General features: G+C 60.1%; 9 protein-coding genes and 1 tRNA gene. 2 read left to right on the top strand and 8 right to left on the bottom strand.

Annotated elements, in window-relative coordinates; genetic code table 11:
- Nucleotides 1–195: 195 nt before the first annotated feature.
- Nucleotides 196–1,332, top strand: a complete 1,137-nt coding sequence (gene ruvB / locus ACVWYY_RS08100; RefSeq protein WP_457388670.1) for a Holliday junction branch migration DNA helicase RuvB — start codon at nt 196–198, stop codon at nt 1,330–1,332.
- A gap of 50 nt (nt 1,333–1,382) precedes the next feature.
- Here the strand turns inward: ruvB and ACVWYY_RS08095 are convergent, their stop codons facing one another.
- Nucleotides 1,383–4,079 (bottom strand): phycobilisome rod-core linker polypeptide, encoded by a 2,697-nt coding sequence (locus ACVWYY_RS08095; RefSeq protein ID WP_457403735.1) that lies wholly within the window; start codon nt 4,077–4,079, stop codon nt 1,383–1,385.
- Nucleotides 4,080–4,272: 193 nt separating this feature from the next.
- Between ACVWYY_RS08095 and ACVWYY_RS08090 the strand changes: the two genes are divergently transcribed.
- Nucleotides 4,273–6,462, top strand: a complete 2,190-nt coding sequence (locus ACVWYY_RS08090) for a glycosyltransferase 61 family protein (protein ID WP_457440185.1) — start codon at nt 4,273–4,275, stop codon at nt 6,460–6,462.
- On the opposite strand, the gene ACVWYY_RS08085 is transcribed toward ACVWYY_RS08090, so the two are convergent.
- The 7 genes from ACVWYY_RS08085 to nifK form a co-directional block, all read right to left on the bottom strand.
- A tRNA-Leu gene (locus tag ACVWYY_RS08085) sits at nt 6,463–6,546 on the bottom strand.
- A gap of 156 nt (nt 6,547–6,702) precedes the next feature.
- A complete protein-coding gene (locus ACVWYY_RS08080; RefSeq protein WP_457440187.1) occupies nt 6,703–7,959 on the bottom strand; it encodes an L-lactate MFS transporter in 1,257 nt (418 codons plus the stop codon).
- 335 nt (nt 7,960–8,294) lie between these two features.
- Complete coding sequence (gene nifT / locus ACVWYY_RS08075; protein ID WP_011430645.1) at nt 8,295–8,495, bottom strand: putative nitrogen fixation protein NifT; 201 nt, start codon at nt 8,493–8,495, stop codon at nt 8,295–8,297.
- Complete coding sequence (locus tag ACVWYY_RS08070) at nt 8,492–8,755, bottom strand: nitrogen fixation protein NifZ (RefSeq protein WP_011430646.1); 264 nt, start codon at nt 8,753–8,755, stop codon at nt 8,492–8,494. The genes nifT and ACVWYY_RS08070 overlap by 4 nt, the downstream gene beginning before the upstream one ends.
- A complete protein-coding gene (locus tag ACVWYY_RS08065) occupies nt 8,752–8,901 on the bottom strand; it encodes a hypothetical protein (protein ID WP_011432085.1) in 150 nt (49 codons plus the stop codon). Before ACVWYY_RS08065 ends, ACVWYY_RS08070 begins: the two co-directional genes overlap by 4 nt.
- Entirely contained in the window at nt 8,891–10,078 is a 1,188-nt protein-coding gene (gene nifV / locus ACVWYY_RS08060) for a homocitrate synthase (RefSeq protein WP_457440183.1), read from the bottom strand. Before nifV ends, ACVWYY_RS08065 begins: the two co-directional genes overlap by 11 nt.
- Nucleotides 10,079–10,331: 253 nt before the next feature.
- Nucleotides 10,332–11,867, bottom strand: coding sequence for a nitrogenase molybdenum-iron protein subunit beta (nifK, locus tag ACVWYY_RS08055; protein ID WP_457440181.1), 1,536 nt, complete (start codon nt 11,865–11,867; stop codon nt 10,332–10,334).
- Nucleotides 11,868–11,923 lie beyond the last annotated feature (56 nt).

Here is an 11,923-nt window from a genome sequence, read left to right as displayed (position 1 = left end):
CAACTTCCCGCTGGATTTGGCGGCGGTGGAGGTAGCGCCTGCGGTGCGTGGCTGATGGCCTGACCTGACGCTTCAACAGCATTGGTGGATCCCCCGGCTTGGTCTGGGGGATTTTTTTGTTCTCTTTGCTGGGGTGATCTTTCCCAGAGCTTTTCTAGAGTTAAATTGGGGCCATTGCCTCTGTGACTTAGGGATATGGCAATCATTTCTTCTCGGGATACAGGCCAGAACGCTGAGGGCCCCAAGCGGCGGCAGCAAAAGTCTTCAGCCTGGAGAAAAGAAGGCAGAGAGTTGAGCTTTGCTGGGGAAAGGGGAGCGGATCCCTCTGCCCTGTTGCAGCCGCAAGCCCACCCTGGCGAAGCCCAGGAAGAATCCCTGCGCCCGCGCACCCTGGCGGAATATATTGGCCAGACGGAACTTAAAGAAGTGCTCTCCATTGCCATTGCGGCGGCCCGCGCTCGCCAAGAGCCTCTGGATCACCTGCTGTTCTACGGCCCGCCTGGTCTAGGCAAAACCACGGTGGCAGCAGTGCTGGCGGCAGAAATGGGATCCCAGTTCTACATGACCACCGCGCCGGCTTTGGAGAGCCCCCGCGACATTGCCGGGTATTTGGTGCGCTTGAAGCGGGGGGATGTGTTGTTTATTGACGAGATCCACCGCCTGCCCAAGGTTACAGAAGAATTGCTCTATCCGGCGATGGAGGATTTTCGTCTTGATATCACCATTGGCAAAGGTCGCTCTGCTCGCATCACCTCTCTGCCCTTGGAACGCTTTACCCTCATCGGGGCCACAACCCGCATTGGCGCCCTCACTTCTCCGCTGCGGGATCGCTTTGGCCACGTGCAACGGCTGCACTTTTACGAGCCTCACGAGCTGGTGCAGATCGTGCTGCGCACGGCTCGCCTCTTAAATGTCTCCACCGATCCAGAAGGGGCTGCAGAGATCGCCCGCCGTTCTCGGGGCACGCCCCGCATTGCCAACCGCCTGTTCAAGCGGGTGCGAGATTACGCCCAGGTGCGAGGGGATGGCCACATTAGCCAAGAAGTGGCAGCAGCCGCTCTGGAGCTGTTCCAGGTGGATCCCATGGGTTTGGATTGGATCGATCGCAAGCTGCTGACGGTGCTGGTGGAGCAGTTCGGTGGAGGGCCAGTGGGCTTGGAGACGATGGCCGCGGTGACGGGTGAGGATCCCCAAACCATTGAAGAAGTGTATGAGCCTTATCTGCTGCAGATCGGCTACCTGCAGCGCACGCCCCGGGGTCGAGTGGTTACCCCTGCTGCGCTACGGCATCTGGGCTATGAAGCCCAGTCTCCTCTGCCTTTGTGGAGCTAATTTGTCTTTCCCTTCTCCCGCAAGGAGAGAAGGGGTTGAGAGCTCCATATCTAGCTGCGGTCATTGCCCACAGGGCTGAAGCTGGGCACCACCAGCTCGCGGTTTTGCTTGGTAAGGCGACCGTACAGCTCCTGCGTGTTGGGGAAGTTGGCCGCCGGCAAGGTGGGGAAGCGGCGATAGGGCACCGTGTCCTCGCCGAAGAGATCCCGATACTCCTGGGTGTTCAGCAGGGCGCGCACAAAGGCTTTCACCCCCTGGGTGGCCAAGATCTGGTTGTACTTGCGGATCTCCTGCTGGTTGAGGGGTGCACGGCCCAGGAAGTGCTTGGTGCCCAGCTCGATCACCTTGGTGTTGGGATAGGGGGCATAGAACTCGGAGCGGTACAGCTCGGAACACCCCAGGGCCTCGATGAACTCCTTGACGGTGATCTCGCCGTTGCGCAGCTTGGACTCGGCAGAGCTGAGCTCGGCGCTGATGTTGTAGATGTCCATATCCCGCTCGAAGACCTGCCGGTAGGCGGCGCGGATGAGGTTGTTGACTTCCGCTTTGTTGGCCAGGCTGGTGAGCTTGAAGACAGGGATCTCTTGGCGTACCTTGGGCACCCCCTGCTGGGCCCGCCGCTGGATTTCCAGCTCGCCGGAAGGCATATCCCGAGGCTGACCCAACTTGACAAAGAGAGGGATGTCGTCGTCGGTGCGAATGGGCTTGGTTGCAACAGCCATGTCGCTGGATCCCGACCGCATCCGCCGCAACGCCAGACCGCCGGGGGTGAGGTAGCGCTCATAGGGCACGATATCTTCCCCGAAGACCTGCTGGTACTCCTCGCTGTCGAGGATGGCGTCCACGACGGCGTAGAACCCTTGCTTGGAGGCGATGTCAAATAGGCGGTTCATCTCCTGGCGCCCGTAGGTGGGTCGGCCCAGCAGCTTGCGGTGGATGAACTCGATGGCTTTGCAGACATACAAGCTGGACCAGTACTTGTTGCGGAAGAGATCCGACTTGGCCAGTTGGCGCACAAACTCTTTGACAGGAATTTCCCCCGACTCCAGCTTGATCTCCCAGCGGGTCAGCCGTTGGCCTTCGTAGGGCATGTAACCGTACACCTGCTGGTAGCAGGCGCGGATCACCGCCTGGGTGGATCCCTCGCTGCCGACAATGCCGGCCCGCACCCCTAGCCGCCGGCTGCGATCGCCGGGAGTTTGGGTGAGCTTGAAAACCTTCGGGCCAAGGCTGCCGGGATCCCCCACTGCCTTGGGATTGGTGCGCTCGTTGGTCAGGGCAAAGCCGCGCCGGATGAGGATGCGCTTGACATCTTTGTTGAAGGGAGCAGGGCGGGCGCTGAGGGAACGGGTTTCCTTGGGGAAGATGGCCCCAAATTGGATCTCCAGCGGGTCATTGCCGGAGCCATAGGCATGCTGATCCGGCAGGGGCCGGTTGTAGCGGGCAAAGAGGGTAATGAACTGGGGCACCTTGCGGCGGGGGGCAGCGTAGGTGTAGAGGTCGAATTTGGCCCCCCAGTTGGCGCTGGTTTGGGCTTCTATCCCCAGCTTGCGCAGGTAGGGTACCGTCTCCTCGCCGAAGTAGTCCCCGTACTCGCGGCTGTCCACCAGCGCGTCCACCAGGCCGGCCAGACCCTTGCTGGAGATGATGGAGAAGTAGGTCTGCACTTCCTCGCGGGTTTCGGGAGCCCGCCCCAGGAAGTGGCGGAAGGCCAGCTCCACGACGCGGCTGTTGATGTAAGGCTCGTAGAACTGCTTGCGATACAGCTCCGATTTGCCCAGGCGGCGAATGAACTCCTTCATGGAGATCTCGCCGTTTTTCACCTTCGACTCCAGGTCGGAAAGCTTGAGGCCGTAGGCGCGGCGGATATCCCGCTCAAACACCTGTCGATAGGCGGCCTTGATGACTTCTTCTTTCTCGGCGTTGGACAGCCCCGGCTTCATGGCAAAAACGGGAACTTTCTCGGCAGCCAAGTTGTAAACCTGGGGTAGCTGCAGCCCCTGCAGGGGCAGGCCGTCGGCGGTGCTGGCATTGCGCTGCCGCAGCTTGTCGGAAGGGGCGGGGGCGATGAACTCGCTCAGCAAGACATCGAAATATTGGTTGATGATGGCAACTGCTTCGGCATCTTTGCGGAAGTAGCCAGCCGCTGCCCGCTTCATCTCTTGAATGGCGACAATGGTGGCCTCGGCGGAGCAGGCATTTTCGATGATCTCCCGCAGGCCGCGGGTGTTGACGGCGATGATACTGGGATCCCCGGCCACCAAAGCGTAGGTGACGTAGCGCAAAAACCAGCTCAGATCCCGCAGCGATTTGCGCATGTTGGCAGCTCCGTAGCGGGAGATGTTGATGGGGCGGAAATTGGGGGGAATCTCCACACCGCTGGCGCTAAAGATGTTGCGGATGGCCTCAATGAATCCGCCGGTGGATTCCACGTAGAAGGCAGTACCCAGCTTGAAGGCTTCTTTCTCGTCTTGGGTCGCTTCTGGCCGCTCCAGATAGGCCATGGGCGAGCCCCCTGTGAAGATGCGGTTGGCTGCCCGGCTGACGATGATTTCCGAATTGGCCGCAATGACCTCGGCAATCTCTAGCCGTTTCAGGCCGCTGGAGAAAAAGTCCTCGAGGCGATCCAGCTCGGTGCGTCCCAGATAGCGATCCTGCTGTTCCGCCTGGGAGATGGTCGATACAGGCACGGTTTGGTAGAGACGGGGGTTGGAAACGACTGCGCCAGCGGATACGTTGATACCCATCGATCTTTTAAACTCCGTTTTGATCGAAAAAACTGCCGACAAAGGCCGAGGACAGTGCCATCGAAGGGGGTGAAGAGGCTGACCCACGACTGGAGGAGCATCCCTCTCTGAGCTGAGAAGGATCGATGCCCGATCCCTGAGGGGGAAGCCAAGCCTAGAATACTAGGGGCACGGGCCCAGAGTGGGGAGGTTGTTGCAGTTTGTAACACTGTTTCTCATCCACAAAGACATGGCTCTCAACCCAGCTCTACCCTCCCATCTGTTGTCTTCCGCTTTTCTCCTTGAGGATTGGGAGCAGGGACATTACGAACGCGTTACCCAGGTTTTACAGCAACAGCTCGAGCAGGGATCCCCCTCTCCAGAGCTGTATTGGGAGCTGGGAGCCGCCTATCTCCTGCTGGGTCGGGAACTGGAGGCGCAGCTGGTGTGGCAAGAGGGCTTGGCGATGCTGCAAGCGAGGGGGGTGGCCGAATCCGAGGCCGTCTACCACCTGCTGAGGAGCTTGCAGGCTTTGGCGGAAAGCCTGTGGGAGAAGGGCCATTGGCCGCAGGCAGCAGCTCTGTATCGGCAGCTTCTGGAGTTGGGGGATGGGCTTTCTGGGCTGGAGCTGTCTTCTGGCCAGGCTTTGGCTGCTCACCGCATTGGCCTGACCCAAGAGCGGAGCCGGCTGTGGGCTGCGGCAGCGGAGTGGTTTGAGCGGGCTTGCCAGCAGGATCCGACGGCGGCAGAGAGTTTTTGGCGCTGGGGCTTGGCCCTGATGAAGCTGGGCCGTTTGCGAGAGGCGATTTCCCCTCTGCAGGAGGCTGCGCGGCTGCGCCCTGAGTGGGGGGATCCCTGGGTACAGATGGGCTTGGCGTGGCTGGATCTGCAGGATCCAGTTCAGGCTGTGGGGTGTTTCCAGGCGGCTGAGGCGCGGGGCACCGGGACAGCGCAGCTCTACAGCTACTGGGCGGAAGCGGAAGTGCGGTTGGCTCACCCTGAGGCGGCTTGGGAGAAGGTTTGCCGAGCGGTGGCAGCGGAACGGAATTGGGTGCAGGCGTGGTGCGAGGGCAGCGGCAGAGAAAGCCCTCTGCGGTCTGGACTGGAGCAGGCATGCAGAGGGGAGGGCCCCGATTGCCTGCTGTACTCGGCTTGGCGGCAGCGTTGGGCTCCAGAAGGCGTTGCCCCTCCAGCAGACTCCTTTTCCCAGAGCACTCCCCCTACAACTGACTTCTGGCCAGTGCCAACCCAAGGCTACCTCACCACCCGACAGTGGCATCAGGCCACGGGCGAAGGGGACTACCAACTGCTGGATCCAGGGGGGGTTCTCTGTCTGAAAGCGCCCCCTGCGGCTGATCCCGCCATTTTGCAAAAGTTGCGCCCGCAGCGCATCCCCTTGGCAGAGACCTTTGTCGCCCAGATCCCCCGAGGATCCGTCCACGTGGGCCACTATCCCCGCCACCTCTACGCCAGCTTTGCCAGCGGGGTGCTCACCCGCCGGGGAGAATTGCTCGCCGATCTATCCCTGAGCTTGCCGCCGCCGGAGTTCCTCGACTGGGACTACAGGCCAGATCACCTGCGACACCACCCCCTGCTGGGCTTGCCCCATCTCCCCCCACCGATCCCACTGGATGGCCCCGTTGCCCTTTTGCCCTTGGGGGCAGTTAATTACTTTCACTGGATGGTGGATATTCTGCCGGCCCTCGATATCCTGCAGCGGTCGGGCGCCCTGGAAAAGGACATCCCCATCTTGATCCACGGGTATCAAAGAAAGCCCTTTCAGGTGCAGAGCTTGGCTGCTTTGGGGATCCCAGCCGAGCGCATCCTCAGCTTTGAGCAGTTGGGGGGATCCCATCTGCAAGCCCAGAACCTGATCGTGCCCTCGGCAGGCGCTCCGGTGGGGTGCTTGACGCCTAGGGGATTGGAGGTGCTGCGGCAACTGGCCCAGCCGAGTTTCTCCATCGACCCCCTGCAGCCGCGGCGGATTTACATCAGCCGTCGGTCTGCCCGCTGGCGGCGGGTGATCAACGAAGCGGAGGTGCTAGCCTGTTTGCACCCTTGGGGATTTGCACCGGTGCAAATGGAAACCCTTTCTCTTCAAGAGCAAATAGCCCTGATGCAGGGGGCAGAGGCGGTGATCGGGATCCACGGGGCGGGCCTAACCAACCTCGCCTTTTGTCCACCCGGCACCACCGTCATCGAGATCTTGCCCAGCAATGCAGTGCTCCCCTATTTTTGGATCATTGCCCAGGTGGCAGGGTTAAGGTACTTCCCTTTGGTAGCACCTGTTTGTGATCCGGCTTTGGTGGCTCTTCTTTCCAGCCCCGATTTGGATCGAGAAGATGCCTGGGTTCGGATCTCGAACTTGCTGGAGGTGCTGGAACAGACAGGGATCAAGGGATGATGGGATCGGAGGGACTCGAACCCTCACGTTCTTGAGGAACAACGGATTTTAAGTCCGTAGCGTCTACCATTCCGCCACGATCCCAATCTGTCGGCAATAGCCGTACTACTCTACCAAACTGCTTGCCTTGGGGGGGCAAGTCTTTAAGTTGGTTCACCCAGCCCTGCAGTGGAGGGTATGAAGTAGGGGATTGCTGCCTCTACTTATGGGATCCCTGCTGTGCCCGCTGGCTTGAAGCTCCTACAACTTCTCTTTCAAAAAAACGTTGGCCACCCAGATCCCCACCACCGCCAAGGCGGCCATCCCATAAAAGGTATAGCTATAGCTGCCCAGCCTATCGCGAATTTGCCCCGCGATCATCTTTCCCACCAAGGCCCCAACTCCATAGGCGGTAAACACAATGCCGTAGTTCTGGGCGTAGCGTTCGGGATCAAACAAGCGCAGGGTCAGGGCGGGAGCCATGGCCAGCCACCCCCCCAGGCAAAACCAAAGCAAGGAAAAAGTTACCCAGTAGGCCAGAAGGGATCCCTGAGGAGGCAGGAGCATTAGCCCACAGGCCAGCAGGATCAGCCCATAGGAGCCCGTAGTGACCTGATGGGGATGTAAGCGATCGGCCAACCAGCCAAACAGAGGACGGCTGAGCCCGTTGAAAATGGCGAAGAGAGCCACGCTGTTGGCAGCCGCAGGGGGATCCAGGCCGATCAGCTCTTCCCCCACGGGGCCGGAAATCCCAATGGCGCTTAAACCAACCAGGGTGCCGATGGCGTAGCAGATCCACAGGCCATAGAAGGAGGGGTTTCTCAGCAGAGGGAGAGAGCGCCGAGAAGTCAACGGAGAGCGATCTGGGCCATTCGTGGATTTTCTTGGAAAAGGTGAGGAAGGGATCCAATCGGGAGGAGGAAATCTCAGTTGGGTTGCGATCCCCAGGATCACTGCCGCGAAGAGGATCCCCAAAATCAGCAGCGTAGGCCGAGCCCCCAGTGCCTCGATCAAGCAGTTGGCCAGGGGAGCAGTGAGCAGGGGAGATAGGCCAAAGCCGATAATGGTGGACCCCACCGCCAATCCCTTGCAATCGGGAAACCAACGGGCTGCCACGGCCATTGGCACTCCATAGGCTATTCCCACACCGCTGCCGGCAATGACTCCATAGCAGAGGGCAATCCACCCAATGGAGGGGGCGAAGCTGGCCAGCCCATAGCCCAGGCCCACCAAGCTGCCCCCCAGAGCCAGTACTCGGCGGGATCCCCAGCGGGGGATGACAAACCCTGTGATGGGCATGAGGGTAGCGTAGAACACGAGGGCAACCGTGTAGGGCAGCAGGCTCTCACTGGCCCCGATCCCCAGCTCTGTTTCCAGAGGCTTGCGGAAAATGCTCCAGGAATAGACGGTTCCCAGGCAAAGAAGAACCAGGAGCCCCAGGAGGATAAAAAGCCATCTCCCTCCATAGGCTGGTTGTCTATACAAAGTAATGGGGGATCCAACCCTTTTCATGGGTATTTGGAGCTTGTTAGCTTGTGGGGGCGTGGGGTAGCTAAGCCCCGCACTGTAACCGTAGCATCAGTGTCGGGATACAGATACCCCCACATGGTGTATGATGGGAGTAGTTGTACAAAACGGCGTTGCCGGAATCTGGTACAACTACGCGGTAGGGCATTCCGTGTCTGCGCGTGGAGGGTTCTTGCGAAGGCTCCCCGATGAAGCGCGAAGCCCACGCTGTACCTGTAGGGTCAGCGATGGGAGTATGTCACAGCTGAGTTCAACCCATTCTCTCAGCCCTTTCGGGGATGAGCCGATAGGAATAGAATTGCTTGAATTGTTCAGCCAACCGTTGGCTAGAGGCGTTTGGCCTCTACCGTCTTGGGCAGAGACAAAGGCTCCGGCAGCTCCGGGATGGACAATTCCCAACCGTTGCTCAAGGTGAAAATGGTTTCCCCGGCCTCTGAACGGGTGGCCACAACCGATTCTTCCAGATCTTTTTTGGGAACGTAGACCATCAAATGCCCGTAGGCACTTTCGTGCAGGATGACTTTCATAGCCCTTTCTCCACAAGTTCCAGCTCTTGGGCACGGCACCCCACCACCAAGCCTTTGGCCAAGCAGTGGACGGCATAGACGTAAAACCGTTGTAGAAAGGTGCCAATGGAAATCACGTAACCTTCGTCGCCCGGAACGGCCAAGATTTTCCCCACCGGCTGGCCGAAGAAGGTGCCATCGTTGCGGATGACCTTACGGATGCGGACTTTGTCGCCCAGCTCAAATTGGGGAGGGCGATCCAGCTCCAGTTCGTCGCTCATGGGGTACCTCCTGTGATTTCTGCCAGCACCTGACAAAGCTCTTGGCGGGTTAGGCTGCGGCCTACTTGGCGCGCCCGTCGAGACACGGCTGCCAAAATGGCCTGAGATTTGGAAGTTTCCTTTCCGGACAAGCGGTTAGACAACATCGGGATGGCTCTCCTCTGGGATGGGTTCTGGAGTGTGTTGCGCCCATTGCGTCAGCGTTGCGCGGCAATAACGGGCCAGTTCCGCCGGTGGGATCGGATGCTTGCAGTGGGTGACGTGCTGCCGCACCTGTTCCAGGAGCTTTTCCAGCTGGCCAGGTGGGATCTGCTCGACAGGGATCCCGTGTTCCTTGAGGATTTGCAGCAGCAAATGCCGGCCGGAGTGTTTGCCCAACACCAGCCGCCGCTGGCCGCCCACGGCTTCTGGTGGGAAAGGCTCATAGGTCTGGGGATCCCGCAGCACCCCTGCAGCGTGAATGCCCGACTCGTGGGCAAAGGCGTTGTCGCCAACGATGGCCTTCCAGGGGGGGAGGGGAGCACCGCTGGCCCGCGCCACCTGTTGAGACAGCTCCCGCAAACGGCGGGTATCCACCCCAACATCGATCCCCAAGGTGCAGCGCAAAGCCATCACCACCTCTTCCAGGGGGGCGTTGCCGGCTCGTTCCCCCAGGCCGTTGACGGTGGTGTTTACCGACTGAGCGCCGGCGCGGATTCCGGCCAAGGCATTGGCAGTGGCCATGCCCAGGTCGTCGTGGGTGTGCATCTCCACAGGGATATCGATGGCCTGCACCAGACGGCGAATCTGCTTGTAGGTGCTAAAAGGATCCAAAATGCCCACCGTATCGCAGTAGCGGAAGCGCCGACAGCCCCAGCTCTGGGCCATTTGGGCCAACTCGATGACCTGCTCCAGGGGGGTGCGGCTGGCATCTTCTGCCCCCACCGAGACCCACAGCCCTTGCTCCAAGGCCATCTCCACGCATTGGCGCAACTGTCGCAGCAGCCGAGGGCGATCCCCTTGGAACTTGGCAGCGATTTGCCGATCCGAGACCGGCACGGAGATGTGGATCCGCTTGAGGCCGCAACGAATAGAGGCGAGGATATCGCTGGGCACAGCCCGGTTCCACCCCAGCAGCTGAGCCCGCAGCCCCAGGCTGAGCATGGCGCGAATGGCTTCCGTTTCCACGGCGCCCATGGCCGGGATCCCCACCTCGATCTCGGGCACGCCAATGGCATCCAAGAGGGCAGCAATGGAGATTTTCTCGGGGATTTGGAAGGCTACCCCTGCCGCTTGCTCCCCATCGCGCAGGGTGGTGTCGTTGATGGTAACAGAGGAATTCATGGGATCCATCCTCCAAGACCTACGGCCCGCCTAGGCAATCGGTAACCGTCGATGGTGCTCCGCACCGCTAGCGGGACCCCGGTTGCGTCAGGGCAATCATGTCCAGGGTAGAAAGCTCAACCAAGTTGCCGCAGAATTCATCAGATTCCTGTAAGGCTTGGCTGTTCCTCTTAGCGGGGTGGAGTCTTTGGAGCAGGGGATCCTTGACAAAGTCCGACAAAGTCCGGCCTTTGGGATCCCGCTGCTCTGGCCATCAACGAATTAAGTCGAAGGAGATGTCGGTTTTGCCGGGGATGATGCTGCGCCGATCTGCCTCATCCAGAATGGTGTTGACAATCCAGTTAAGGAGGTTGAGCGCCCCCACATAGCCATAGGTGGGGTAGCGGTGCAGGTGGTGGCGGTCGAAGATGGGGTAGCCGATGCGCACCAAAGGCGTGCCCGTATCCCGCCACAGGTATTTGCCGTAGGAATTGCCGATCAGCAGATCCACCGGCTCGGTGAACATCAGAGAGCGCAGATGCCAGAGATCCTTGCCCCCCCAGACGGTTGCCCCCTGTCCATAGGGACTGGAGGCCAGCAGTGCCCGCGCCTCGGCTTCGAACTCCTCGTTGCTGTTGGTCACCACCACATGGATCGGCTCCGCTCCCAGCTCCAGCAACAGGCTGAGCAAGCCCATCACCAGATCCGGATCCCCGTACAGGGCCACCCGCTTGCCGTGGATCCAGGCTTGGGAGTCGGTGAAAGCATCCACCGCCCGGCCCCGCTCGATCTCCAGCTCGGCGGGAATGGGCTTGCCGGTTAGCTGAGATAGCTGCATCAAAAACTCATCCGTGCCCCGAATACCCACTGGCCGCGCCGTCAGGGTGGGCCGACCCGAGGCCTCTGCTAGAAACTCCAGGGTCTTGGGCGTGGTGTAGCGCTGGAAGGAAAAAGTAGCCTCGGCGTTGAGGCATTGGGCGGCCACCTCCAGAGGGGTTCCGCCGGGATACATGTGGAAAGTGCCGTCGTTGGGCGAATCCAAATAGTCGGAGTTGTCCGCCAGCAGGGTCAGCGGGATCCCGAATAAGCCGAAGATGCGCTTGATCTCCCGCAAGTTGCCCATGTAGGTATCGAAACCGGGGATGACGTTGATGTAGCCATTGCTACCCGTGCGGCCCACCGGCTCGGTGAGGGTGCTGAGAATGCTCTTGAGCATGTTGTCGTAGCCGGTGATGTGGGATCCCACAAAGCTTGGCGTGTGGGCATAGGGCACCGGGAAGTTGTGGGGAATAACTCCCTCATTTCTGGCCGTGGTGATGAAGGCCCCCAGGTCATCCCCGATCACCTCTGCCATGCAGGTGGTGCACACGGCGATCATCTTGGGTTTGTAGAGGGTGTAAGCGTTTTCCAGTCCCTCGATTAGGTTTTTGAGGCCGCCAAACACCGCCGCATCTTCCGTCATCGAGGTGGAGACCGCCGAAAAGGGCTCCTTAAAGTGGCGGGTGAGATGGGTGCGAAAATAGGCCACACACCCCTGGGATCCATGGACGAAGGGCAAAGTTCCCTCGAAGCCGACAGCGGCGAAGATGGCCCCTAAGGGCTGGCAAGCCTTGGCAGGGTTTATCGTCAAAGCTTCCCGCTGAAAGTTTTTCTCCCGGTATTCCCAAGATTTTGTCCATTCGGCCACCCGGGCCACTTCTTCCGGGGAAGGGAGATCTTCAAAGGTTTGCTTGCACTGCAGAAGCGCCTGATATTCCGGATCTTGAAACAGGCGGGCGTGATCTTTGATGTCTTGGATATCTTGCGGCATGGTCGGTCTCCTAATGAGGGGCAGGGGAAGGAAGGGCCGTTGGCGTCTGGGATCCC

It is taken from the genome of Thermostichus sp. MS-CIW-34 (genome assembly GCF_054060435.1).
The sequence above is the reverse complement of the archived record's forward strand: the minus strand, read 5'-3'. Positions and strand labels throughout refer to the sequence as shown.